Origin of the sequence: Cohnella sp. (assembly GCF_041640265.1) — a bacterium.
Taxonomy (GTDB): Bacteria; Bacillota; Bacilli; order Paenibacillales; family Paenibacillaceae; genus Cohnella.
In genome coordinates, this window is record NZ_JBEQAP010000004.1 from 90,209 (window position 1) to 114,995 (window position 24,787).

21 protein-coding genes are annotated in these 24,787 nt (G+C 49.5%); 19 read left to right on the top strand and 2 right to left on the bottom strand.

Going from position 1 to position 24,787, the window contains the following annotated elements; all coding sequences use genetic code 11:
* Window positions 1-23 precede the first annotated feature (23 nt).
* Window positions 24-1,205 (top strand): class I SAM-dependent methyltransferase, encoded by a 1,182-nt coding sequence (locus tag ACESLK_RS04725; protein WP_372663001.1) that lies wholly within the window; start codon window positions 24-26, stop codon window positions 1,203-1,205.
* A 109-nt stretch (window positions 1,206-1,314) separates the two neighbouring features.
* Here ACESLK_RS04725 and ACESLK_RS04730 read toward each other — a convergent pair whose 3' ends face one another.
* Window positions 1,315-1,551, bottom strand: coding sequence for a DUF2626 family protein (locus ACESLK_RS04730; protein WP_372663003.1), 237 nt, complete (start codon window positions 1,549-1,551; stop codon window positions 1,315-1,317).
* Window positions 1,552-1,901: 350 nt separating this feature from the next.
* Here ACESLK_RS04730 and ACESLK_RS04735 point away from each other — a divergent pair, with 350 nt between their 5' ends.
* The 5 genes from ACESLK_RS04735 to ACESLK_RS04755 all read left to right on the top strand — a co-directional run bounded on the left by ACESLK_RS04735 (window position 1,902) and on the right by ACESLK_RS04755 (window position 7,084).
* Entirely contained in the window at window positions 1,902-2,552 is a 651-nt protein-coding gene (locus ACESLK_RS04735; RefSeq protein WP_372663005.1) for an RsfA family transcriptional regulator, read from the top strand.
* Window positions 2,553-2,607: 55 nt separating this feature from the next.
* Window positions 2,608-3,612: a ketopantoate reductase family protein gene (locus tag ACESLK_RS04740; protein ID WP_372663008.1), complete on the top strand. Its 1,005-nt coding sequence runs from the start codon at window positions 2,608-2,610 to the stop codon at window positions 3,610-3,612.
* Window positions 3,613-3,631: 19 nt separating this feature from the next.
* On the top strand, window positions 3,632-4,036 hold the full coding sequence (locus tag ACESLK_RS04745; protein ID WP_372663011.1) for a DUF3397 domain-containing protein: 405 nt from the start codon (window positions 3,632-3,634) through the stop codon (window positions 4,034-4,036).
* A 118-nt stretch (window positions 4,037-4,154) separates the two neighbouring features.
* Window positions 4,155-5,825: a bacillithiol biosynthesis cysteine-adding enzyme BshC gene (gene bshC, locus ACESLK_RS04750; RefSeq protein ID WP_372663014.1), complete on the top strand. Its 1,671-nt coding sequence runs from the start codon at window positions 4,155-4,157 to the stop codon at window positions 5,823-5,825.
* Window positions 5,822-7,084 carry an adenosylhomocysteinase gene (locus ACESLK_RS04755; protein ID WP_372663017.1) on the top strand — a complete coding sequence of 421 codons (1,263 nt, stop codon included), beginning with the start codon at window positions 5,822-5,824 and terminating at the stop codon, window positions 7,082-7,084. Before bshC ends, ACESLK_RS04755 begins: the two co-directional genes overlap by 4 nt.
* 324 nt (window positions 7,085-7,408) lie before the next feature.
* Here the strand turns inward: ACESLK_RS04755 and ACESLK_RS04760 are convergent, their stop codons facing one another.
* On the bottom strand, window positions 7,409-8,092 hold the full coding sequence (locus tag ACESLK_RS04760) for a hypothetical protein (RefSeq protein WP_372663020.1): 684 nt from the start codon (window positions 8,090-8,092) through the stop codon (window positions 7,409-7,411).
* A 322-nt stretch (window positions 8,093-8,414) separates the two neighbouring features.
* Here ACESLK_RS04760 and ACESLK_RS04765 point away from each other — a divergent pair, with 322 nt between their 5' ends.
* From ACESLK_RS04765 to murB, 13 genes are all read left to right on the top strand, one after another.
* On the top strand, window positions 8,415-9,563 hold the full coding sequence (locus ACESLK_RS04765; RefSeq protein WP_372663023.1) for a DUF4349 domain-containing protein: 1,149 nt from the start codon (window positions 8,415-8,417) through the stop codon (window positions 9,561-9,563).
* A gap of 127 nt (window positions 9,564-9,690) precedes the next feature.
* Complete coding sequence (gene mraZ / locus ACESLK_RS04770; protein ID WP_372663026.1) at window positions 9,691-10,128, top strand: division/cell wall cluster transcriptional repressor MraZ; 438 nt, start codon at window positions 9,691-9,693, stop codon at window positions 10,126-10,128.
* A gap of 74 nt (window positions 10,129-10,202) precedes the next feature.
* Window positions 10,203-11,156 carry a 16S rRNA (cytosine(1402)-N(4))-methyltransferase RsmH gene (rsmH, locus tag ACESLK_RS04775; protein ID WP_372663028.1) on the top strand — a complete coding sequence of 318 codons (954 nt, stop codon included), beginning with the start codon at window positions 10,203-10,205 and terminating at the stop codon, window positions 11,154-11,156.
* Between the two features lie 47 nt (window positions 11,157-11,203).
* Window positions 11,204-11,611, top strand: coding sequence for a cell division protein FtsL (gene ftsL / locus ACESLK_RS04780; protein WP_372663030.1), 408 nt, complete (start codon window positions 11,204-11,206; stop codon window positions 11,609-11,611).
* A gap of 23 nt (window positions 11,612-11,634) precedes the next feature.
* Window positions 11,635-13,881, top strand: a complete 2,247-nt coding sequence (locus tag ACESLK_RS04785) for a penicillin-binding transpeptidase domain-containing protein (RefSeq protein ID WP_372663032.1) — start codon at window positions 11,635-11,637, stop codon at window positions 13,879-13,881.
* An 88-nt stretch (window positions 13,882-13,969) separates the two neighbouring features.
* Complete coding sequence (locus ACESLK_RS04790; RefSeq protein WP_372663034.1) at window positions 13,970-15,892, top strand: stage V sporulation protein D; 1,923 nt, start codon at window positions 13,970-13,972, stop codon at window positions 15,890-15,892.
* A gap of 81 nt (window positions 15,893-15,973) precedes the next feature.
* Window positions 15,974-17,461, top strand: a complete 1,488-nt coding sequence (locus tag ACESLK_RS04795; protein ID WP_372663036.1) for a UDP-N-acetylmuramoyl-L-alanyl-D-glutamate--2,6-diaminopimelate ligase — start codon at window positions 15,974-15,976, stop codon at window positions 17,459-17,461.
* Window positions 17,461-18,861, top strand: a complete 1,401-nt coding sequence (locus tag ACESLK_RS04800) for a UDP-N-acetylmuramoyl-tripeptide--D-alanyl-D-alanine ligase (RefSeq protein ID WP_372663038.1) — start codon at window positions 17,461-17,463, stop codon at window positions 18,859-18,861. Before ACESLK_RS04795 ends, ACESLK_RS04800 begins: the two co-directional genes overlap by 1 nt.
* 4 nt (window positions 18,862-18,865) lie before the next feature.
* On the top strand, window positions 18,866-19,828 hold the full coding sequence (gene mraY, locus ACESLK_RS04805; protein WP_372663040.1) for a phospho-N-acetylmuramoyl-pentapeptide-transferase: 963 nt from the start codon (window positions 18,866-18,868) through the stop codon (window positions 19,826-19,828).
* Between the two features lie 62 nt (window positions 19,829-19,890).
* Window positions 19,891-21,324, top strand: a complete 1,434-nt coding sequence (gene murD, locus ACESLK_RS04810) for a UDP-N-acetylmuramoyl-L-alanine--D-glutamate ligase (protein ID WP_372663042.1) — start codon at window positions 19,891-19,893, stop codon at window positions 21,322-21,324.
* 44 nt (window positions 21,325-21,368) lie between these two features.
* Window positions 21,369-22,466 carry a stage V sporulation protein E gene (spoVE, locus tag ACESLK_RS04815; RefSeq protein ID WP_372663044.1) on the top strand — a complete coding sequence of 366 codons (1,098 nt, stop codon included), beginning with the start codon at window positions 21,369-21,371 and terminating at the stop codon, window positions 22,464-22,466.
* 5 nt (window positions 22,467-22,471) lie between these two features.
* A complete protein-coding gene (murG, locus tag ACESLK_RS04820) occupies window positions 22,472-23,575 on the top strand; it encodes an undecaprenyldiphospho-muramoylpentapeptide beta-N-acetylglucosaminyltransferase (protein WP_372663046.1) in 1,104 nt (367 codons plus the stop codon).
* Window positions 23,576-23,881: 306 nt separating this feature from the next.
* Window positions 23,882-24,787, top strand: coding sequence for a UDP-N-acetylmuramate dehydrogenase (gene murB, locus ACESLK_RS04825; RefSeq protein ID WP_372663048.1), 906 nt, complete (start codon window positions 23,882-23,884; stop codon window positions 24,785-24,787).

Genomic DNA, 24,787 nt, shown 5'->3' on the forward strand with positions numbered 1-24,787 from the left:
AGCCTGCGAAAGGTGTGTAACTGGTGGAACCGTTAGAAACAGAATCGCCTCTTTCTATAATCATTAGGGATAGGATATCAGATAGTTTAGAAATAGGGAGAACGGATAGCGGTAAAGAGCTGTCCGCAATCCCCTTTCATCAGTATATGATGCTTTGTCTCTATCATCCCGAATTTGGTTATTATCGGGCCGGAGCTTCAAGGGTTGGGCGTGAAGGAGACTTCTACACAAGTGCTTACGTCGGTGATTTAATGGGTGAGCAGCTGGCATCGGAGATAAAACGGCTTGCCAAAGAACGATTCGCCGACGCGGAATCTATTGAAGTCATCGACTGGGGCGGCGGCACAGGTCGTTTGGGACGGCAGCTGCTGGAGTCATGGGAGAAGGAGGACGAGTCCGAAGGTCTTTCAAGCGATATGCGGAGGCGTTTTATTTTAACGATTATTGACGAGAATCCCGAACACCGTCGCTTAGCCTCAGAGCATTTGAAACCTTACATTCTAGCCGGTAAGGCGCGCGTTCTAAACCGCGAGGAGGGAGAAGCCTTAACTCTAAGCGATCATCCTGTAGTTATTGTTGCGAACGAGCTGCTTGACGCATTTCCGGTCTATAGATTGGTTCAGAGGGCGGGGCGCTTGCTGGAGTGGGGTGTCACTTGGGACGAAGAGAAGCTAAGGTTCATTCCCTGTGTGATGGAGCCGACGAATCCTCGTCTAGTGGATTGGATTAATGAGGAAGGCATCACTCTGCTAAATAATCAGACTATCGAAGTGAATCTGGATGCGGCGCAGTGGTTAACAAACATTGTGAAACGATTGAATCAAGCTATTATGGTGCTTATAGATTACGGGGACGAGAGGGAGGAGCTAATCGCTTCTCATCGCATGGATGGTACTTTATTATGTTATTACAAGCACAGAGCCCATAACGATCCGTATGTATTTCCAGGAGAGCAGGATATAACGGCACATGTGAACTTCAGTCATATTCGGCGAAGCGCTTTGGACCGCGGCTGTAAGGAGCTGTTTTACGGGACGCAAAAGAAGTTCCTAGTAGAGTCGGGGATTTTAAACAAGTTAAGCTCGCACACGCTCACGGATCCCTTTCATCCGCTTGTTCGTCGGAACCGGGCTATTCGCCAGCTGCTTCTCTCAGATGGAATGAGTGAGCTCTTCAAGGTTCAGATTTTCCATAAAAACGTTTAACGGATGAAACTATAAGAGGCTGCCATTCCGTCTTCATAGACGTATGATCAGCCTCTTCGTGTTATAGATTATGTTAGTGGTGAAGCTTTGTATCCGGGTGGGGTGCGGTTTATACCGGCATACCCATTTCGAATACGGTCCAATAAGTGAACCCAAGGAACGCAAGTACCATATATCCCCAGAACATCATTAGATATGTACGTTCGGAGAAGTTCAGATAGCCGAGCAGAAAGAAAACAGCTGTTTGCATGAAGAACAACAGTGCAAATTCATACATATCTCCTGCAAATGCCATTAGGGCAATAACTAGTGTCCAGAAGCCGAGCACACGAAACATACGCGCCATGTAAAGATCCCCTCTCTCCGATGCGATCGAACAAATGCACATCTATCGTCACGTTCGGTCGTATTCTATACGCTGATTTCTAAAGCATATTATACCGTTTGGACAAATGTGTGTAAACCCAATAAGTAGTGACGAAACGGCAAACTTTTTGCTGCATATCCTAGTGTTCCCTTTTCATTAAGAAGGTATGTATCTAGGATTTAGTGTTGCCTATTTACTGCCCAAAGGTATAGTGATTCGAAAAATGGATATAAATAGAAGTATCCGATAGATTCTATGAATTCTACTGCGGGCATAGAAATGAAGAAAGCAACAAAATATATGTGAATCTCGAGGAGGGAAGGGCACCCATGACGGCTGTGAGACAAGACGCATGGAGTCCGGATGATGATTTGATATTGGCGGAGGTTACACTGCGCCACATCCGCGAAGGCAGTACCCAATTGGCCGCTTTTGAGGAAGTTGGGCAGCGAATTGCCCGGACTTCTGCTGCATGTGGTTTCCGATGGAATAGCTTTGTTCGCAAAAAATACGATGAAGCTATTGGCATGGCTAAACAACAGCGCCAGAAACGTAATTATTTGAAAAAGCAAGGTATTTCCACGATTTCAGGCACGGACCGCTTGACCGTTGATGAAAGCGATAACGGGAAAGCCGAGCTTTTGTCCGCGGAGTCCATGTCATTGGAAGCAATCATTCGATATTTGCGCCAGTGGAAGGGTACCGTTCAGGAAATGAGCAGACAAATTCGTCATTTAGAGAAGGATTTGAAAGACAAGGACGACAAACTAAGCGAATTACGCGAGGTAAACGAACGTCTATCTAAAGAGGTTAATGAGGTTCAAACCGATTATCGGGTCGTGAATGATGATTATAAATCGCTCATTCGCATTATGGACCGTGCACGCAGACTCGCTTTTTTGTCAGAGGAAGTAGACGAGGATCGTGCTAGGTTCAAGATGGACGCAAACGGAAATCTTGAAAGAATTAATAACGACTGAACTAAATGATGGTAAACAAAACCCGCGGGACTTTCCTCGCGGGTTTTGCTTTGGTATGGTGGTAAGAAAAAGTAAGCATAGGAAGTGGATCGTTATGGCTGCAATTGCTGTACTAGGTGGAGGATCTCTTGGGTTGCTGCTGGCAGGAAGACTAACGGCTGCCGGATGTAATTGCGAGTTATGGACCAAAACCCTTCATCAGGCCTCCCTACTGAATCACGAAGGACTCACGATTCAGGATCCTTCTGGAGAGACCTTAGCTAAGGTTACCGTAAAAGCAGCTTCATTGACGGAAGTCTTATCGAAATTCGAGAATGGACCTATACTGCTTACCGTCAAGCAAACGGCGCTTACTCCTGATTTTCTGCAGAAGCTTGCTTACATTATTCCGTTTAACGGTACTCTTGTACTCTTTCAAAACGGAATTGGCCATGTGGAGCTATTACGGCAGGCTTTGCCTGGGAGGAGATTAATTACTGCAGTTACGACTGAAGGCGCTTTACGAATAAGCGAGGTAATTGTTCGTCATACGGGGGAAGGAGAAATCCGATTAGGAGAGTGGTTTCCGGACGGCGATGCAGAAATATCGGGAAATAGCCATATAGACGGCGATATCGCCAATGAAGCATTATTGCAAGTGGAGCAATTGCTGAAGCAGGCAGGATTTTCCGTTTTATTGTCGAAACAGTTGGAAGATGTGGTTTTGCGGAAGCTGCTGATCAATGCGGTCATCAATCCTCTTACCGCTATTCTGCGGATTCGCAACGGAGAGCTTACCGAAACTGCCGATCGCAAGCGATTGATGCAAGCCTTGTTTCATGAAACATTCGGAATTTTAAGCCATTATGGCTTAAAGGACGAATCTAAACTATGGGAAACTGTGTTAAGGGTATGTCATACGACATACAGCAATGAGTCTTCTATGCTGCAAGATATAAACTTACATAAAGAAACAGAGATTGAATTTATTAATGGGGCGATTTGTCGGATGGCGATCCGACAAGGTATAGAAGCGCCATGGAACCAAGCCGTTATGGCCCTCGTCAAAGCCGCCCATTAAATTAGGGGAGAGGTAACAAATGAGCTCCATATGGGAATCGCTAGTGCATGCATACGCGGTTTTGGCCGTCGTACCCATTGTTCCATTTCTTCTCGTATATGTCGTTTCTGCAACTAGGGGCGGTGACCGGAAGAAAGCCATTCGGTTGGCTATGGATGTGACCAATGCATTCTTGATCGGGTGTGTGGCCACTCTCCTGAATAGTCGGTTGGATACGAATTTTGGTCTGTTTTTTATTATTTTATTACTCCTTATCGGTGGAGGTTTGATTGGTAACGCCCAGAATAGAATGAAGGGGAAGCTCGATACGTCTAAGCTGATTAGGGCGGTGTGGAGGCTGTCCTTCTTCGCAATGGCTATTTTCTATATCCTTCTGATGTCCATGGAAATTATATTTCCAACGGGTATGAATAAAAACCTATAGAAAGTATTATTTGCGGAGTTCTAATGCTCCGGGGATGTGAAGCCCTTTTGACTCGCTTTACTCTGTTGTGTAAAATCAATTTTGATGGCAATACGATAGATCGGGGGGAACCTTCCCTTTGGACATTATATCCCTTATTGATTCCGACCCTTCTTCGATGGCGGAACGTTACCGTTCAGGAGACTCTGAAGTGAGTGAATTGTTCGGCAGCCATCCCTCAAAGAGTGAGGATTGGGTTAAAAGAGCGTTACAACTGGACGAATCAGCTTCACAGCGAGCAAACCTTCGCCAAGTGGCAGGTGCGCTTAGAAAATATCAGTCAAAGCTCCCCTATTATTCAGAGGCTGAGGCTTCTCTAGATAAGCTCGAGCTATCCAGCTCTTTAGTTGTTGTTGGAGGACAGCAGGCTGGCTTGTTCGGTGGAGCAATGCTTATTTATTATAAGGCCATATCCGTTATTCAAGCCGCGCGCCATGCAGAGAAGCAATTAGGCAGACCTGTCGTCCCGGTCTTCTGGATTGCGGGAGAAGATCATGATTTCGACGAGGCGAATCATGTGAACGTACAAACCGCTGCGGACGGCGTTAGGCGAATTAGGGTCGAACGTCCGGAAGGGCCACGATTAGCTGTTAGCAGAACTTCGATAACAACGCAGCAATGGGAGTTTGCATTGCAAGAGCTGGCCTCTCAGTTACCGGATAGCGAGTTCAAACCCGCTATTCTGGAACGTCTCCAGAGTCATATAAAGGACGCTCCTACTCTTAGTCTGGCGTTTGCTCGTTTGCTTGCTGATTGGTTCGGAAATCAAGGGCTTATTCTATTAGACGCGGATGATCCTAACCTGCGAGCGCTGGAAGGCCCCATGTTCAGAGAGCTTATCCAGAGAAACGACGCGCTGGAATCGGCATTAAAGGCTGGAGAAATCCAAGTCGCGGACAGGGGCTTCAAGCTTCAAGCCGAGATAACGCCGGGCAGCGCGAATTTATTTCTGCAGCATGAACAAGGCAGACTTCTTCTTTATAAAGAGCAGGATGCATTTGTAGATCGGAAAGGTAATGTTACTCTTTCTTATGAGGAAATGTTGAAGGCAACAGCCTCTTCACCGGATCTTTTAAGCACGAATGCGTTGACACGTCCCTTAATGCAGGATTACTTGCTTCCTGTACTTGGTGCAGTATTAGGACCTTCTGAGCTCGCGTACTGGGGTATACTGGGTCCTTCATTCAAGGAATTCGGCAGGTCTATGCCAATCTTGATTCCGCGGCAATCATTCACCTATTTGGAGCATAATATATGGAAGCTGCTAGAGAAGTTTTGTCTAACCCCTGAAGAAGCCTTAAGCGAGTGGGAACAAAGGAAAATGCAGTGGCTGCTGGCTCAGGATAAGTGGGATCTCGAGGATAAGTTTTCGCTTGCGAAACAGCAGTTCATGGACTTGTATGCACCAATCTTAGATACCGTTTCGAATATGCAGCCTGGGCTTGCCCCGTTGGCAGAAACGAATCGGGGTAAGATACTGGAGCAGATCGCTTACTTGGAAGCCCGCTCTATAGACGCTCTTGCCAAGCAGAATGAGGCATCGCTTCAGCAGTGGGATCGTATCCACTTATCACTTTCACCGCTGGATAAGCCGCAGGAGAGGGTATACGGGATTGTGCATTTCTGGAACCGTTATGGCTCAGATTGGCTGTCGCAATGGCTGGAAGTACCTTATGACGCCGTGAGCGGGCAACGCTTAGTAAGAAGTTTACCGACTTATAGAATAGAATCTGGAGGAATCATTTCATGAGAACATCTTTGAAAAGCATAGTCCGTGATCCATCGTTAGCACCGGAAGGTAAACTTAAAATCGATTGGGTACAAGCGCATATGCCCGTGCTTAACAAGATCCGCGAGCAATTCGAAAAGGATCAACCGTTCAAAGGGCTGCGTGTAGCGATATCGCTTCACTTGGAAGCCAAAACAGCTTACTTAGCCAAAGTCGTGCAAGCTGGCGGAGCTGAAGTCGTAATTACGGGCAGCAACCCGCTTTCCACACAGGATGATGTTTGTGCCGCGCTTGTTGAGGATGGAATTGCGGTATTCGCGAAATACAATCCGGATCCGCAAGAATATAAGGACCTGATGGTCAAAACACTGGATACAGAGCCGGATCTCATCATCGATGATGGCGGAGACTTGGTTTCAATCCTTCATTCCGAGCGCAAGGAGCTGCTCGCTAAAGTTCGCGGCGGTGCAGAGGAGACCACGACTGGAATTCTTCGTCTCAAAGCAATGGAGAAAGACGGATCGCTGAAGTTCCCAATGGTTGCCGTTAATGATGCCTATTGCAAATACTTGTTCGATAACCGTTACGGTACCGGTCAATCCGTATGGGATGGAATCAACCGGACGACTAACCTCGTCGTAGCGGGTAAGACAGTGGTAGTTAACGGCTATGGCTGGTGCGGTAAAGGCGTAGCGATGCGTGCTAAGGGACTTGGTGCGAACGTTGTCGTGACCGAGATTGATGCGATTCGTGCGGTAGAAGCTTATATGGACGGCTTTGCAGTGATGTCGATGGCCGAAGCTGCGCGAGTAGGGGATTTCTACGTAACGGTTACAGGCAATAAAGATGTCATTCGCGGTGAGCATATTGCGAACATGAAAGACGGAGCGATATTATCCAATGCTGGACACTTCGATATCGAGGTTAATCTGGTTGAGCTGGCAGCGATGTCGGTTTCCAAAAGAGTTGTGCGCCGCAATATCGAAGAGTATCAGTTGAAGGATGGCCGCAAGATCTATGTGCTTGCCGAAGGCCGCCTAGTTAACCTTGCAGCTGGCGACGGACATCCGGCTGAAATCATGGATATGACATTCGCATTGCAAGCGATGGCCCTTCGTTATGTGAACGAGAACTACGTGAGCATGGGCAGCAAGGTTGTTAATGTGCCGTTCGAGCTCGACGAGCTAGTCGCCCGTACGAAGCTGGAGTCCATGGGTATCACTATTGATACCTTAACCGAAGAGCAGAAATCTTACTTGGATAGCTGGGCTTCTCATTAAGTAAGTCTAGATTAAATCGATAAACATGGCTTGGCGAGGCTGTCCCTAAGGTTTTGGGCAGCGAAGCACAAGAAGGGCACGACCGGGAACGGGTTGTGTCTTTTTTGCTGTATGAGCCGACGAAGGGAGTTTGCGGGAGAGTAAGAAGTAAATCCAATGTGCTGTCCACTGATATATACGATTTTTCGAACATAATTGGCGGGATTCATGCAAAAGGACAAATTATATACGATTTTTCACATATATTTTTCACTTTAGCCAGCCCAGGGAATTTTCTATATGATTTTTCATATATAATTCCAAGCATCGAAACGGAAACAGTACTCAAACCAAATCCGGACTTTGGATAGAGCCCACATATTCATAGTAGTTGACTCGCTGGGACACTCCTCTGGCCACAGCCCGAAATTTCCCTTTATCGACGAGCATGCGGCAGTGCTTGATGACAGTCATAATATGTAGTTCCAACTCCCTTGCAGCTTCGGATGGGCGAATAGCACGATTATGGCGAATGGCCGCTCGCATCAAGTCTCGTTCGATTTTTGAATAGCGTTTCTCTACCATTCTTTTGGTTCCACTCTTAGCAGACAGATAAGGGAACAAGATGTTCCGCAATGCGGAGAGAATGAACGAGGGGTTCTCTTTTAACTCATCCAAAGAGATGTAGAAGACCGTACAGTCCTGAGCTTGAAGAAAAAGTCCCCGGTTCAAATCCATCCGATACTTGGTTCGATCCGTGCCGTGAGAGCCAAAGTCCATAATCTCAAATACAATATGTATAGCTCCAACAATCCACATGAAATCTACAAAGTAGGATCTCCCTCGCCAGTCCTTCACTTCATATTCAGGATGCAATCCATGGAAATGTCCGACAAGCTGCCACCGGATTTGCTCAGCGAACAATCGATTTCCGAACCCATGGCCGCGTTTCAGAGCATCTAGTCGTTCCCCTCTTCTTCGCCGAAGATGATCACCTATCCATTTATCGTGTTCGATCTCAAAACCCATTGCCTGATCACTCGCCTCTCCATATTCGTTTTAAAAAACACAAAACCCCGACTCCTTTCCGATTTAGAAAGGAAGCGGGGCATTCTTTGCCACTCCGTTATTGCGTGATATCGATAGAGTGCCACAATATTGTCAGAGAGCGCAACAGGAAAATGGATAACTATAAAATCCGGCTGAAAGATCCGAAATCGAAAGGATTGTGGCTGGCCATCCGGTTCAGCTTTAGGTAATATTTTCAACTCAGGTAACATTTCCCTAACTCCTCTCGTCTATGTGTTCAGAAACCTAAGAAGGGGCGATCTGGATGAGGGGGATTTGGAATATGGGAATTCGAAACGGCAGTTTGTTGTTGGCGGTGTTATTGTTGCTCATTGGATTGACGGCTTGCAGTGGAAGCAACGATAGTAATTCTGGGTCTGTAGAGAATGAGGCGGCAGCTCCGGCTGCGCAAGATGCGAAGGGTAAAGCTGATTCCACTAGTTTCTCGGTAAATGATCAATTCGGCTCCACTGAAGTCCAAGTGACTTCGGCTCAAAGTGAAGCGGCAGCTGTAGCACCGAAAGCATCGGCCGCAAGCGACACAAACGTCGGTGGAGGAGGGATTGGCCCGATTGCGGACGCCAATGCGGGCTTTGACCGCAAAGTGATCTATCGCGCCAATCTGGTTATGAAGGTTAAGGAATTCGCCCCAGCCGAAGAGGAATTGGTAAACCTGATTCACCTAAGCGGTGCGTATGTCCTTCAGTTTTCGGATAGCCGGAATACCGACGAAGTCGGAGCGACCTATGTCATCAAAGTTCCTTCCAATGGCTTTTCTCCATTTCTAGAGAAATTACAAAAGATTAAAAACCTCAAGCTCGATCGCGAGGTGGAAGGCAGCGATGTTACAGAAGAGTTCGTAGACCTGGAGGCCCGTCTGAAAGCGAAGCAAACCGTAGAAGAAAGACTCCTCGCTTTCATGGATAAAGCCACCAAATCAGATGATCTCGTCCGATTCTCCAATGAACTAGGCAATGTGCAGCAGGAAATTGAGCAAATCAAAGGCCGCATGCGATACCTGGACCAGAATGTGGCGTTCTCCACGATTAACCTGAGATTATATCAAGCTTCGGGCATAGAGCCTTTATCCATGGAAGAGGATGAGGGAAAAGCCTTCGCAGAACGTATCTCTGATGCGATCTCGGGAAGCACCAAGGTTTTGAGACAATTCGGCGAGGGTCTGCTAGTTGTTGTCGCAGCCATGCTGCCAGTGCTGATTGTTTTGTCCGTCATCGGAATTCCGGTTTATTTCCTCGTTCGCCGACGTCAGAATACACGCCGCAAAAACGCAGAGGAGACCAGGAAGTCATGGAATAACCAACAGTCGGGCTCCCAAGGAGTGTCTACGGAAATTCCAGAAGCGGACAGCAACGCCGACCCCGAACCTCTATCGGACGTTAAAGAGCAACAAACCAAAGACGAGGATCGTTAATCTCGTAAAATATATTTTCAAAAATCCTGCTCTCGAAGCAGGATTTTTATTTTATGGCGCGAATAATCATCATAAGTGGTTCAAAGTGGTGTAAAGTGGTGAAAGATGGGGGAGGTGAAGAGAGCGTATGTTTTTAGGCGAATTTCAGCATAGCATCGATGATAAGGGAAGAATTATTATTCCGGCGAAATTCCGCGACGCTCTCGGCACTGATTTCATCGTCACCCGCGGATTGGACAATTGTTTATTCGTCTATCCACGCCAGGAATGGGCTTCACTTGAACAGAAGGTTAAGAGCCTGCCTTCCATGGCGGCCAATGCCAGAGCTTTCTCACGGCTCCTCTTCTCGGGCGCTTCCGAATGCGAATGGGACAAACAGGGAAGGGTAAATGTGCCGAATCACTTGCGCGAGTACGCTAAGCTAGATAAGGAATGCACCGTTATTGGAGTTTCCAGCAGAGTAGAGATTTGGGATAAGGCAACCTGGGAGGAATATTCCCGGCAATCCGCCGACTCCTTTAACGAAATTGCCGAAAAGCTGGTCGACTTTGATTTTAACTTCTAGAATGCTAACAACTTATTGCCAAATACATAAAAAAGAAAGACGGACCCCTTGTCGGGTACCGGGAGGCAGCAATTATGTTTCACCATGTAACCGTGTTGAAAGAAGAGTCAGTTAAAGGCCTGAACATTCGTCCAGACGGGATTTACGTCGATTGTACCTTAGGGGGGGCGGGACATAGCGAGCTTATAGCTTCGCAACTCGGCCCGCAGGGTCGATTGATTGCCTTGGATCAGGATGAAGCCGCTCTTACCAACGCGCGCATACGATTAGCGGCTTACAGTGAAGTCGTAACCTTGGTGAAAAGCAATTTCCGGTATCTGAAGCTGGCGCTCCGGGAAGCCGGAGTACCGGAAAAGGACGGCATCCCCCAAGTGGATGGCATCTTGTTCGACCTAGGGGTATCTAGTCCGCAGCTGGACGAAGCCGAACGCGGCTTCAGCTACAACCAAGACGCAGAGCTCGATATGCGAATGGATCGCGATGAATCACTGACTGCCAAAGAAATTGTGAACGAGTGGGAAGAGCGAGAAATAGCGAATATCCTTCGCGATTACGGCGAAGAGAAATTCGCTCGCAAAATTGCCGCGAATATTGTCAAAGCACGCGAGAAATCGCCGATCGAGAAGACTGGCGAGCTAGCGGAATTAATAAAAGTGTCGATTCCTGCAGCAACTCGCCGCACGGGTCCGCATCCCGCGAAGCGCTCCTTTCAAGCGCTGAGAATTGCGGTGAATGATGAGCTTGGAGCTTTTCGTGAAGCGTTGGAGCAATCCATTGACTGCTTAAGTCCAGGAGGCCGTATAGCGGTCATTACGTTCCATTCGTTAGAGGATCGGATATGTAAGCTGGCCTTCACTAAGGAAGTTGCAAGCTGCAGCTGTCCGACGGACTTCCCGTTATGCGTATGCGGCGGCGGCGAGGGTCGTCTGAAGCTGACACCGCGCAAGCCGATTTTGCCTTCGGAAGAAGAATTAGAGGTTAATCCTCGCGCTCGTTCATCAAAGCTAAGAATTGCAGAGAAGCTCTGATAACCCGAGACCTAAATAGATAGATTCGAAAGGGGAACAGTCCACACATGGCTTATTACGGCAACTTGGCGCTTCGCCCGGAGCGCGCACCCGAAGAGAGAGTCAGACAACAACAAACAACGCAAAAAAGCAAAGCGATTCGCCGCCGCTCAATTCCAATCGGAGAAAAGCTATTATATTTGTTTACGATCGCCGTTGTCGTGTTTATAGCAGGCTTTATTATTTTTCGTTATGCGGAAATCTATCAAATCAATGGACAAATTCAAACAACGAATAAAAACGTTGGACAAACGACAGAGCAAATAAATGAGCTTCAACGCGAAGTGGAGCGCCTCAGCGATCCGAAACGCATTAAAGACATGGCGATTAAAGCCGGAATGGTGCCGATACCAGGCGGGATTACTGTAACTTCCAAAATCGATCAAACCGTAGTGGCTATGAAGCCTAAGGGCTGATCGGGAATGAAGAGGGCTTTGCTATGGTTATGACAAAAAGAATTAAGCTTCGGACATTGCTGATGGGAGGGCTAATCACCCTCCTTTTTGCCGGTTTAATCTTTCGCGTTTATTGGGTGCAGATCTATAAAGGTGATGTCTATCTGCAGCACGCTATGGACACCTGGATCACGAGTGAAACCATTCCTCAGGAAAGAGGAATGCTGCTCGATCGTGACGGCAAGGTGCTGGCCGCCGATGCTGCGGCTTATACAGTTGCGGTCGGTCCGAAGCGTATAGCTGATTTAGATAAAGAACATCCCGAATGGAAGCTTGCGGATCAAATCGTTGCTAAGCTTCATTCGGTATTAGGAACTTCCGAAGTCAAGCTGCGCGAGATGATTACATCCAAGAAGGAAGACGGGACCTATCGGGATCAACGAGAGATCCGGCCGGATGGATGGAAGATCGATAAGATGGTCAAAGACAGGCTTGATCTCTTTCGCGAGGAGCTCCGCACGCTGACTGGTACAAAAAACGTTGGCCTCTATTTCATGGATGAACAGAAACGCTATTATCCTAATGGTTCACTCGCGTCTCATATTCTGGGTTATCAGAACAAAGAGGGTGATGCAATCTATGGACTAGAGAAGAGGCTGGACGATCAGCTGAGCGGTATACCAGGATTCATTAAGTATCAAAAAGATGGTATCCGAACGCAGTTGCCGAACGGAGAAGTGGAAGCAAAACAAGCGGTAGACGGCAAAAATGTGACTTTGACGATCGACAGGGACATACAGTTCTACATCGAGGAAGCGCTAAGAGCGGCGTATATAGAATATGACCCGGTTAGTATCACGGCAATCGCTGCCGATCCGGATACGATGGAAATTCTGGGTATGGCCAGCTTGCCGGACTATAATCCAAATGTATATTGGGAAACGGAGGATCAGAATTCCTTCCGTGATAACGCAATTCAATCCTTATATGAGCCGGGGTCTACCTTCAAGATCGTGACTTTAGCCAGCGCAGTCGAGGAAGGGTACTTCAACCCGGACGATTTCTACAAATCCGGCTCCATTAAATACACCGAGAAGGATAGGCCTGTCAGAGATCATAACTGGACGGGCTGGGGCGAAATTTCCTACCTGGATGGTCTTAAGCATTCTAGTAATGTGGCTTTCGTTAAGCTGGGATTCGAGATGCTTGGTAAAGAGAAATTAGTAAAGTATATCAATGATTTCGGTTTCGGGCAGAAGACGGGTATCGATCTTCCGAACGAAGTATCCAAAACCTTTAGCCTGAATTATCCGTCCGAGGTCGCTACGGCCGCTTTTGGCCAAGGTAAGGTTCTCGTTACCCCGATCCAGCAGGTTACTGCGGTGGCGGCTGTCGCGAATGGCGGGAAGCTTATGAAGCCGCACGTAGTCAAGTCGATTTCAGATCCCGCAACAGGTCAGAAAGAGGTTGTTGAGCCTGAAGTAATAAGACAGGTCATCTCTGAAGCGACTTCGCGGAAGGTCGGCGAATATCTCGAGCAGGTGGTCAGCGATCAAGTCATCGGTACGGGGAAAAACGCGTATATTCCCGGTTATCGAATTGCGGGTAAGACAGGAACAGCGCAAAAGGTTATTGGAACGGGTTATTCCGAGGACAAATATGTCGTATCCTTCATCGGTTACGCGCCTGTGGAAAATCCGAAGATCGTTCTGCTGGTAATCGTAGATGAGCCGCAAATTGAGCGTGCGGGCGGAGGCTCCGTCGCTGCCCCGATATTCAAGAAAATTATGGAGCAGTCATTGCTTCATCTTGGCATTCGTAAAGATTTACCCGACACGATTCCGACTGCGATTAATGCTTCTGCCGCCTCTTCTCAGAGCGGTGATGCTGATGTGACTGCTACAATCCCGGATGTAACCGGCATGACCGTGGCGCAAGCGAAGAAGCAGCTGCAGCAGCATTCCTTCCCGGTAGGTGTACTAGGCAGCGGAGGCAAAGTGCTCCAACAGCTGCCGAAGGCGGGCAGCGTACTTCCAACCTCTCAGCAAATTTATTTGCTGACGGATACCAAAAGCGGAAATGTACCCAGTCTGAAGGGTCTCTCGCTGAGAGATGCTCTTGAAATGTGCTCCTTGCTGCAGGTCGTCTGCACCGTGGAAGGCCAAGGATATGTGACCGGTCAGAAAGCCGTTAAAGTCGATGGGAAGTGGACTCTTCAACTTACGCTTGCACCGCCGGGTGAAACCCCTGAGCCATCGCCGGTAACGGAGGCAGCCTCGCCTGAGGGCTGAGGGCTTGTTCTAACCCCTTTGTCCCGAGAATAGTCTGGAACTAAGCCTTATAAGGTCCAGACAATCCCGGATAAGGGGGTTTTTCAGGTTGAAGGTATCCCAAGTGACAGTTAGAAAAAGGTTGTATATGGCATTGATCGTGACTGTGCTCGCTTTTACGGCTTTGGTGCTTAGGCTTGGTTATGTGCAGTTATGGAAAGGCGGGGAAATTGCCGAGAAGGCCGAGAATTCCTGGCGGCGGGATATTCCATTCGCAGCTAAACGGGGCGAGATTCTGGATCGTAACGGAACAAAGCTTGCCTATAACATAAGCTCCCCTACGATCATGGCCATTCCCGTGCAGGTTAAAGACAAGCGCGAAACCGCCCGTAAGCTTTCCGGTCCCCTCGGTATGTCGGAAGAGCAGCTATACAAGCTTCTCATTAAGAAACAGTCGAGCGTAGGACTTCAACCGGGCGGCCGTAAGGTCACGACGGAGAAGGCAATGGAAATACGCAATATGAATTTACCCGGGATCGTCGTGTCGGAGGACAACAAACGGTTTTATCCCTATGGCAGTCTAGCTGCCCACGTACTAGGCTTTACGGGCAGCTATAACCAAGGGTTGTCAGGTTTAGAGCTGCAATACGACCAGAGATTAACAGGCCTTAAGGGGACCGTATCCTATTTAGCCGAAGCGGGTGGCGGGAAAATGCCGCAATCCTCGGATAAATTCGTGCCGCCGCAAAATGGCTTATCCCTGCAATTGACCATCGATCAGACGATCCAGTCGATCGTAGAGCGGGAGCTCGACCAAGCGCTGCTGCAATACCAGGCCAACAGCGTCATCGCGATAGCTATGAATCCGAAGACCGGCGAAATCTATGCGATGGGAAGCCGCCCGACCTTTCAGCCTGACAAATATCAGGAAGTAACGGCAGAGGTGTATAATAGAAATCTTCCGATCTGGATGACTTATGAGCCAGGCTCTACGTTTAAGATCATCACCCTTGCTGCGGCGCTGGAAGAAGGTAAGGTTGACCTTCTGAAGGAGCATTTCTATGATCCGGGGTATATTGAAGTCGCTGGAGCTAGGCTGCGCTGCTGGAAAAAAGGCGGCCATGGCAGCCAGACTTTCATGGAGGTTGTTGAGAACTCCTGCAACCCGGGGTTTGTCACTTTGGGACAGAGACTCGGCAAGGATAAATTGTTTTCCTATATCAACGCGTTCGGCTTCGGGAAGAAAACAGGGATAGATCTTAAAGGGGAAGAAAACGGGATCATGTTCAAGCCGAAGCAGGTTGGCCCCGTAGAGCTTGCAACAACTGCCTTCGGTCAAGGGGTATCCGTAACGCCTATTCAGCAGATCACAGCTGTGTCGGCAGCTATTAATGGGGGAAAGCTGTTTAAACCTTATGTGTCGAAATCATGGATTCAGCCCGAAACGGGGATGCTTCTTGAGGAAGCGCAGCCCGAGCTAGTTCGGCAGGTCATCTCGCCGGAAACCTCCAAGATGGTTCGGGAGGCGCTGGAGAATGTCGTTGCACAAGGAACGGGAGGAAAGGCCTTTCTTGACGGGTATCGTGTTGGGGGTAAAACGGGAACCGCTCAAAAGGTTGTTAATGGACGTTATTCAACGAATGAGCACATCGTTTCCTTCATCGGCTTCGCACCCGCGGATGATCCGGAATTGATCGTCTACGTAGCCGTAGACAATCCTAAGGGAATCCAATTCGGAGGGGTAGTCGCCGCTCCTATTGTACGAAGCATCATGGCGGATGCTTTGCCTTACTTGGGGGTTAAGCCTCGGAACAAACAAGTGGAGAAGGAATATAAATACGGGGAAACCAAGATTGTCACCGTTCCGGATCTGATAGGCAGAACGATATCCGACCTCTATGAGGATATGAATTCAAACTTCCAGCTTGCGACATCGGGAAGCGGTAAAACCGTCATCCGGCAGGCTCCAGAAGCAGGTGCAAGGGTCGATCAGGGCTCCGTTATCCGGATCTACCTAGGGACGGAGGACTAAGTTTGTTATTACCACTTGAATGATTAGGAGTCATTAGACCATAATGAGGGTACAAAAGGTCGATTAGGAGGCCGGTTTCATATGAATGTATTCGAACTGTCACAGCAGCTGTTAATTTCCCGAATAATCGGCGATCCAAAGGCAGAGATTCATAGTTTGGAGGTCGACTCTCGTAAAGTTAAGCCGGGTTGCTTGTTTGTTTGCTTACCCGGACATACGGTTGACGGACATGACTTCGCTGAACAAGCGATCGAACGGGGGGCAGCGGCACTTGTTACTGCACGCGAGCTTCCGATTTCCGCTGCCCAGCTCATTGTTCCGGATACAAGACAGGCGCTTGCGATGCTGGCTGACTTCTTTTATGGCAGACCGTCTCATCAGCTTCGTCCCGTCGGAATTACCGGAACGAACGGCAAGACGACAACGACTTATTTGATCGAACAGATCTGGGCGGATGCCGGAGTAGCTGCCGGGGTGATCGGCACCATTGAAACGAGATACGGCGGACAGAGCTTTCCGATGTCGGGAACAACTCCCGATATCCTGCAGCTTCAACAAATCTTTCATTCGATGGTTGAAGCGGGAACGGAGCGCTGTGTCATCGAGGTATCCTCCCATGCATTAGAGCAAGGGCGGGTCAAGGGCGCGCATTTCCGTACAGCTGTGTTTACGAATTTAACGCAGGACCATCTCGACTACCACGGCACGATGGAAGCCTACGAGGCGGCCAAAGGCCTATTCTTCTCCCGGCTTGGCAATACCTTCTCTGACAATCCGAAGGAGCGCTGCTTCTCGGTTCTTAATGCCGATGATGAAGCGTCCCATCGGTTTGCTAAATTAACATCATCCGAAGTGTTAACGTATGGTATCGAGAAAGAAGCGCATCTTCAAGCATTTAAAGTGAGAATTTCGGCCAGCGGGACCTCCTTCGAGCTTCATTCTTTCCGCGGTAACCGGCAGGTCAACCTGCAGCTAGTCGGCAAGTTTAATGTCTATAACGCGCTAGCTGCCCTTGGTTCCGCCCTCTGTGAAGGGATCGACCTGGATGCGGCTATCCATAGCTTAGAGCGAATTTCTGGTGTGCCTGGAAGGGTAGAAGCCGTTAATGAAGGTCAACCCTACGCCGTGATCGTTGATTATGCGCATACTCCGGACAGTCTGGAAAATGTTCTTCGTACCGTTAAGGAGCTGACAAATGGGGAAGTCATCTGTGTCTTCGGATGCGGGGGAGACAGAGATAAGACCAAACGTCCGATCATGGGTCGAATTGCAGCGGAGCTTGCGGATCGGATAATCGTGACGAGCGATAATCCCCGAACAGAAGATCCGCTCGTTATTTTGAATGAAATTGAAGTCGGATTGAAAGCAGCGGGAACGTCCTCCGAGCGTTATGCGCTCGAGCCCGATAGGCGCGCCGCCATTCAAAAAGCGGTTGATATGGCAAGCTCCGGCGATGTAGTATTGATTGCGGGGAAAGGCCACGAAACGTATCAAATTATTGGCGGGCATACGCAGGATTTTGATGACCGCCTCGCAGCTAAAGAAGCGATAAGGAGTCGAATGAATTGATGAAGGCAGCTTTTCGCGAGGTAGCCGACTGGTGTGGGGCTAAGGAGAAGCTTCTTCTCTCTGCAGATGGCGATATGCTGTTGTCGGGTGTTTCAACCGATACGCGCACAATTAAGCCGGGACAGTTGTTCGTGCCCTTGCAGGGCGATAATTTCGATGGACATGATTATATCCAAGCTGCAAGGGATGCCGGTGCAGCGGCTGCATTATGGGATAGCAGCGTACCGTTACCTCCATTCGATATGCCGCTTATACGTGTAGACAATACGTTAATTGCCTTGCAGGCATTATCGGTTGGTTATTTGCAGCAGCTGAAGGCGAAGATTGTAGCGGTAACGGGCAGCAACGGCAAAACCACGACTAAAGATCTGGTCTCCTCTGTTCTATCCACGCGGTATCGGGTACATAAAACCGAGGGGAATTACAATAATCACATCGGACTACCGTTAACTATTCTTAGCGCACCAGCGGATACAGAAGTATTGGTGCTTGAGATGGGTATGAGCGGTAAAGGCGAGATTGCAGCGTTGTCTAAGATAGCGAAGCCCGATATAGCCATTATTACGAATGTGGGAGAATCTCACTTGTTGCAATTAGGATCGCGGAGCAATATTGCCCGGGCTAAGCTGGAGATAACAGAAGGGCTTCCCGCAGGAGGTCAACTCGTCTATTATGGTGATGAGCCTCTGCTGTCCGAACAATTAGCGGCAATGAAGCTGCCGGATGGGGTAACAGCTGTCACATTTGGCGAGAAACCGGGGAATGATTGGATTGCCCGCGATATACGAGTAACCGCGGAAGAGACTTTATTCTCAGTTCATGGCGAGGCCTCCGGAGATTATGAATTGCCGGTGCCGGGAAGACATAACGCGATCAATGCGCTCGCTGCTATCGTAGTTGGGCGGCTGTTCCATCTAAGTAAAGAGGAAATCAGCGCTGGGTTGAAGGCTTTGAAGCTGACCGGAATGCGGATCGAACGGAGCTTTGCAAGCAATGGGGCTGTTATTCTTAACGACGCCTACAATGCGAGCCCTACTTCTGTTAAAGCCGCAATTAATCTGGTTGAGCAGCTTTCAGGTTATAATCGTAAGTGGATCGTATTAGGAGACATGCTGGAGCTTGGGCCGGACGAAGCTGCTTTTCATGCAGCTATCGGTCGTTATTTGACGGTATCCAAAGCGGATAGGGTGCTCATCTTCGGTCCTTTGTCGGAACACACGTATAGGGAAGCCAAGTCGAATTATCCAGACGGTCATGTGCTTTATTTTAAGGATAAGGGCATGTTGATCGAAGAGTTGCTTAAGCAGCTGGCTCCAGAGGACCTAGTGCTCGTTAAAGCATCAAGAGGCATTAGACTAGAGGAAATCGTAACGGCGCTGCAGAGAGGAGCCAGGGGGTGACGGAATGGATTACACATCTATTATTTGGACGTTAGGGGTATCATTTGTTCTTGCGGTGCTGTTCGGGCCGCTATTTATTCCACTCCTTCGGAGGCTTAAATTCGGACAACAGGTGCGTGATGACGGACCTCAATCTCATCTGAAGAAAAACGGAACCCCAACGATGGGCGGCATTATCATCTTAGTCGCTTTGACGCTGGCGTTCTTGAAATTCGCTGATCCAGGTCCTGAGTATTGGGCCCTGCTGACAGCATGCCTAGGGTTTGGACTTGTCGGATTTCTCGATGATTATATTAAAATCGTATTCAAACGCTCTCTAGGTTTAACCGCGAAACAGAAGTTATTCGGACAATTATTAGTTTCGGCCATTTTCTGCCTTATCCTATACCAAATGGACCATAGCACGCTCATCTCCGTTCCAGGTACAGACTGGTCCGTGGATTTAAGCTGGGGATATTACTTGCTGGTTGTCATTATCTTCTGGGCTTCTAGCAATGCTGTAAATATAACAGACGGACTTGACGGCTTGTTGTCAGGGGCAAGCGCATTAGCTTTTGGTGCCTTCGCGATTGTTGCTTTGGAAGCAACGCAGCCCCAGTCCGCGGTCTTTAGTGCAGCCATGGTGGGCGCCGTACTGGGTTTTCTCGTCTATAACGCACATCCGGCCAAAATTTTCATGGGAGATACCGGCTCGCTTGGGATCGGCGGCGGAATTGCCGCCGTTGCGATCCTAACGAAGACAGAGCTGCTGCTTATTGTCATTGGCGGCGTCTTTGTTCTGGAGATGCTGTCTGTCATAATTCAAGTCATTTCCTTCAAGACACGTGGTAAAAGGGTATTCAAAATGAGTCCGATCCATCATCATTTCGAGCTGTCGGGATGGTCGGAGTGGCGTGTCGTCACGACCTTCTGGTTCGTGGGCTTACTGCTGGCGGGAGCGGGACTGTTACTGTATAAGGTAAGCTAAGCGATGAATGAGGTAACGCTTGCGTTACGATTTGCCGTCCTAGAATAAAGGAGCGCTACAATATGATGCATCTCACAGCCTACCGAGGACGGCATGTTGTCGTGCTCGGCTTAGCGAGGAGCGGCGTTGCGGCAGCCAAGCTGTTTCATAGCTTCGGCGCCGACGTCGTCGTAAACGACAAGAAAGAGCGGGAGCTATGCCCTGAAGCCGATGAACTGACGGCTTTGGGCATTTCTGTTGTCTGCGGAGGTCATCCGGATGGACTTGTGACGAGGGAAACCGCGCTGCTCGTCAAAAATCCGGGTATTCCCTACACCTCCGAACCCATAATCGTTGCTAACCGGCTTGGCGTTGAAGTGGTAAGCGAGGTAGAGGTTGCCGGACATTTATCGCCGGCGCCGATTATTGGGATCACGGGCTCAAATGGAAAGACAACAACAACAACCTTGACCGGCGTGCTGCTGGAAGCGGCCGGACTAAAGCCTATCGTCGCAGGCAACATTGGACGACCTCTCTGCGAGGCTGCCCAAGAGATCGCGGCGGACGGGTGGCTGGTTGCGGAGCTAAGCAGCTTTCAGCTTAAGGGGACGTCGGATTTCAAGCCGCACATTGCTTGCTTGCTTAATCTCGCGGAAACGCATCTGGATTATCACGGAACGATGGCCGATTATGTCGGCTCCAAAGCGAAAATGTTCGAAAACCAAACCTCAGATGATGTAGCCATATATAACGAGGATGACGAAACCTGTCGCAGGCTCGCTAGGGAGTTTCGCGGGCGTCATTTGCCGTTTTCCTTGACGCGAAGCTTACCGCAGGGGGTTATAGTCGAGCCGCCGTACCTGGATATTCGTCCTAGTGAGGATGAAGCTGTCATCGATCGATGGATCGTGTATCGCAATGAGGAGGGCTCGGAGGAGAGGATCCTATCCGTCGACGAGCTTGGAATTCCAGGTCGCCATAATGTTGCGAATGCTTTGGCCGCCATCGCGATATCTATCGCCGCCGGCGCTGAGCTGCATAAGCTGTCCCAGCCGCTGCGCGATTTCCGTGGAGTGGAGCACAGGCTGGAGTATGTAGGAACGTTTAACGGAGTGAAGTTCTACAACGATTCCAAAGCGACTAACCCTATGGCTTCGACAATGTCGATCCTATCGCTGCCCTCACCCCTTATCCTTATTGCGGGAGGCTTGGATCGAGGCTCTGACTATATGGAGCTGCTGCCGGTATTCCGGGAACGAGTCAGCGGATTGGTGTCGCTGGGTCAGACGCGGGAGAAGCTTGGGCTTGTCGCGTCGTTAGCCGGTTTAACGAGAGTGAAAATCGTCGAACCTGTAGATGACGCTGAGCTTACGCTTCGCCGTGCTGTAGAGGAAGCTGCTGCCCTAGCCGAGCCGGGAGATACCATTCTCCTGTCGCCGGCTTGCGCAAGCTGGGACATGTTCTCCTCCTATGAAGCACGGGGTCGCATTTTTAAGCAATCGGCGCATACGTTGTAGAAGGGGGCCCGTCCCCACTTCTGCAAACCGTGAGGTGCCGGTACATGGCCAAAGCCCGTTCTGTTCCTGATGTATGGATGATAGCCGCTACGCTTGGTATTCTGGCTATTGGCGTAGTAATGGTGTATAGCGCAAGCGCTGTCGCCGCTTTTCATGATTATGGCGATGCTTATTATTACGTGAAGAGGCAGCTCATCTTCGCTGTACTAGGTATTGTTTCTATGTTATTTATGATGAATGTAGACTATACCTTTTGGCGCAAATGGGCGGTTCCGTTGCTGCTTGCATGCTTTGGCATGCTGATCATTGTACTCATTCCGGGACTGGGCGTCATTCGCGGAGGAGCTCGAAGCTGGCTTGGCATTGGTTCTTTCGGCATTCAGCCGTCGGAATTTATGAAGCTCGCCATGATCTTATTTCTATCGAAGCTGCTAGCCGAGAGACAGAATCAAATTACTCAATTCACTAGAGGATTACTACCGCCGCTTGGTATAATGGGATTTGCATTCGCGCTTATCATGCTGCAGCCCGACTTAGGAACCGGAGCGGTAATGATCGGGGCATCACTGCTGGTAATCTATGTGGCTGGAGCGAGACATGCCCATTTGGGCGGGTTAGCCTTAGTAGGAATTGCCGGATTTGTTGGGCTCATAGCGGCTGCGCCCTATCGTCTGCTACGGATTACGGCTTTCCTGGATCCCTGGCAGGATCCGCTTGGTGCGGGGTATCAATCCATCCAATCGCTGTATGCGATTGGGCCTGGAGGTCTGGTAGGCCTAGGACTTGGGATGAGCCGTCAGAAATATAATTATTTACCGGAGCCGCAGACTGATTTTATTTTCTCTATTCTGGCGGAGGAGCTCGGATTTATCGGGGGTTCCTTGCTAATCATATTATTCCTGCTGCTGATCTGGCGTGGAATGAGAACAGCGATTACGATTTCCGACCCGTTCGGCAGCTTCCTTGCTACCGGTATTGTCGGCATTATCGCTGTACAGGTGCTTATAAATATCGGTGTTGTTATCGGCTTATTACCAGTCACGGGCGTTACGCTTCCGTTAGTCAGCTATGGAGGCTCCTCGTTGACATTATTACTAACAGCGCTAGGTTTACTCCTTAATTTATCCCGTTATTCGAGGTGACGTCCATGCGAGTTGTATTGACCGGAGGAGGTACCGGAGGGCACATCTACCCCGCGTTGGCTATCGGTCAAGAAATACTGAAGCAGCAACCAGATTCATCTCTGCTTTATATCGGGACGAGCCGAGGTCTTGAAAGTCGCATCGTGCCGCAGCAGGGCATAGCGTTCGAAGCGATAACGATTACTGGCTTTAGGCGATCCTTGTCCTGGGAGAACGTACGGACAATAGTTCGCTTTTGGCAAGGGGTACGACGCTCTAAAGAATTGCTGAGAAAGTTTAAGCCGGATGTTGTTGTAGGCACCGGCGGCTACGTATGCGGGCCGGTCGTCTACGCCGCTTCCCGCCTGGGTATTCCAACGCTGATTCATGAGCAGAACGTTATTCCAGGACTGACGAACAAATTTCTTAGCCGCTACGCGAATGCTGTTGCCGTTAGCTTCGCGGAGTCTGTAAGCTATTTCAAACGCTCCCCGGATGTTGAGCATGCCGGCAACCCCTGTGCTTCAGCCGTCGTGCTGGCCAAGAGAGACAAAGGGTTCGCTTCACTGGGACTTCATCCCGAAACTCCTTTCGTGCTCATCGTGGGAGGAAGTCGCGGCGCCAAAGCGCTGAACGACGCTATGATAGACATGGTGCCGATGCTGTCTAAGCTTCCAAGCGTTCACTTTGTTTTCGTGTCGGGTGAAAGATTTTACGAGGAAACCAAAACAAAAATGAAGAAGCTGCTCCCAGGCATCGCTGACCGGGTGCATGTTTTGTCTTATGTTAATAATATGCCGGAAGTGCTTTCCGCAGCTTCCCTTGTCGTCAGCCGGGCCGGCGCTTCTTCCCTGGCCGAGATTACTTCTCTAGGGATACCGTCCATATTGATCCCTTCGCCAAACGTGACTAACAATCATCAAGAGCCGAATGCGCGCAGCCTTGCGGATGCTGGGGCGGCAGTCATGATCTTAGAACGTCAATTAACGGGTGAATTGTTATTCAGCCATATCCGAACGATCATGGACGATACCTTACATAGAGCTTTAATGGCTGAAGCATCTCGCAAGCTGGGAATGCCTAATGCTGCTGCTGCGATCTATGAACAGATTACCCGGCTGCACCGGTAAAACGGCTTCGCCGTCCTTATGCCAACAAACCTGCGAGCGCAAAGCACCGCAGCGTTTGTTGCATTTGGATGGCAGTATACGTTTGTATCCAGCTATCAGATAAGTATAAGGATATAGACTCTTATACTCATCTGATAGTTCTGGAAAAGATAAACCGTCTCGTCCTCCAGAAGGCTTGCTTGTGGGCATTTGTCACCACCCCCGCCCACCTGTCATAAGATACAGCGTGATCGTGACTGCCGAACGTGAAGGCACCGGTAACGACGGCAGCTTAAGCACTGAAGGACTTGCAAGGAGGATAACGCTATGGAACAGTTGGTCGCTGAGCTTGAACAAGCACGCATCGGCCGTGTACGGCTCCACGAACCGCTGGCCGGACATACCACCTGGAAGATTGGCGGGCCTGCAGATTTGTTCGTCATGCCAGATACAGAGGAACAGCTCGCGGCAGCCTTAGCTTTGCTGTACCGCCATGGCGTCCCTTGGTGCGTACTCGGCCGAGGCTCTAACACGCTAGTGTCCGATAAAGGAATTCGCGGAGCGGTCATCAAGCTGGGTGACGGTTTTGACGAGATTCGATTTGAGGATGATACGGTGACGGCAGGCGCATCGTATTCGTTTATTAAGCTGTCGGTCATGGCCGGTAAGGAAGGGCTGACCGGTCTGGAATTCGCGGGAGGAATTCCCGGAACGGTAGGCGGGGCCGTATACATGAATGCCGGTGCGCACAATTCGGACATTTCACGTATCTTACAGTCAGTCGACATCACTTGGGAAGACGGAAGTCGGGAAGTGCTGGGGAATGAGCAGATGGCGTTTACGTATCGCCATACGATTTTACATGAGCGTCGGGGTATTGTTACTCGTGCGGTGTTTCGTCTGGAAGAGGGAGACCGTAAGGAAATCGCCGCGGCGATGGCTACTTACAAAGACCGCAGGCGGCGGACCCAACCCCTCCAAATGGCTTGCGCGGGAAGCGTATTCCGTAATCCGCCGAACGATCATGCAGCGAGGCTGATTGAGACGGCCGGATTAAAAGGGCTGCGCGAAGGTGGAGCCGAAGTTTCCCAAGTACACGCCAACTTTATCGTTAACCATGGGGATGCTACGGCTGAGGACGTCCTCACCCTCATGAGACGAGTTCAACAAACGATCGAACAAACTAATGGAATATTATTAGTACCTGAGGTTCTCTTGATGGGTGAGCGGTAA

What these genes read in the sequence shown, in the direction of transcription:
- rsmH (WP_372663028.1), top strand. Translation starts at nt 10,203, where the DNA reads ATGTTTCACCATGTAACCGTGTTGAAAGAAGAGTCAGTTAAAGGCCTG.
- ACESLK_RS04730 (WP_372663003.1), bottom strand. Translation starts at nt 1,551, where the DNA reads ATGGCGCGTATGTTTCGTGTGCTCGGCTTCTGGACACTAGTTATTGCC.
- murD (WP_372663042.1), top strand. Translation starts at nt 19,891, where the DNA reads ATGATGCATCTCACAGCCTACCGAGGACGGCATGTTGTCGTGCTCGGC.
- mraZ (WP_372663026.1), top strand. Translation starts at nt 9,691, where the DNA reads ATGTTTTTAGGCGAATTTCAGCATAGCATCGATGATAAGGGAAGAATT.
- ftsL (WP_372663030.1), top strand. Translation starts at nt 11,204, where the DNA reads ATGGCTTATTACGGCAACTTGGCGCTTCGCCCGGAGCGCGCACCCGAA.
- ACESLK_RS04745 (WP_372663011.1), top strand. Translation starts at nt 3,632, where the DNA reads ATGAGCTCCATATGGGAATCGCTAGTGCATGCATACGCGGTTTTGGCC.
- murB (WP_372663048.1), top strand. Translation starts at nt 23,882, where the DNA reads ATGGAACAGTTGGTCGCTGAGCTTGAACAAGCACGCATCGGCCGTGTA.
- ACESLK_RS04800 (WP_372663038.1), top strand. Translation starts at nt 17,461, where the DNA reads ATGAAGGCAGCTTTTCGCGAGGTAGCCGACTGGTGTGGGGCTAAGGAG.
- spoVE (WP_372663044.1), top strand. Translation starts at nt 21,369, where the DNA reads ATGGCCAAAGCCCGTTCTGTTCCTGATGTATGGATGATAGCCGCTACG.
- ACESLK_RS04785 (WP_372663032.1), top strand. Translation starts at nt 11,635, where the DNA reads ATGGTTATGACAAAAAGAATTAAGCTTCGGACATTGCTGATGGGAGGG.
- ACESLK_RS04760 (WP_372663020.1), bottom strand. Translation starts at nt 8,092, where the DNA reads ATGGGTTTTGAGATCGAACACGATAAATGGATAGGTGATCATCTTCGG.
- ACESLK_RS04735 (WP_372663005.1), top strand. Translation starts at nt 1,902, where the DNA reads ATGACGGCTGTGAGACAAGACGCATGGAGTCCGGATGATGATTTGATA.
- murG (WP_372663046.1), top strand. Translation starts at nt 22,472, where the DNA reads ATGCGAGTTGTATTGACCGGAGGAGGTACCGGAGGGCACATCTACCCC.
- ACESLK_RS04795 (WP_372663036.1), top strand. Translation starts at nt 15,974, where the DNA reads ATGAATGTATTCGAACTGTCACAGCAGCTGTTAATTTCCCGAATAATC.
- ACESLK_RS04755 (WP_372663017.1), top strand. Translation starts at nt 5,822, where the DNA reads ATGAGAACATCTTTGAAAAGCATAGTCCGTGATCCATCGTTAGCACCG.
- mraY (WP_372663040.1), top strand. Translation starts at nt 18,866, where the DNA reads ATGGATTACACATCTATTATTTGGACGTTAGGGGTATCATTTGTTCTT.
- ACESLK_RS04765 (WP_372663023.1), top strand. Translation starts at nt 8,415, where the DNA reads ATGGGAATTCGAAACGGCAGTTTGTTGTTGGCGGTGTTATTGTTGCTC.
- ACESLK_RS04740 (WP_372663008.1), top strand. Translation starts at nt 2,608, where the DNA reads ATGGTGGTAAGAAAAAGTAAGCATAGGAAGTGGATCGTTATGGCTGCA.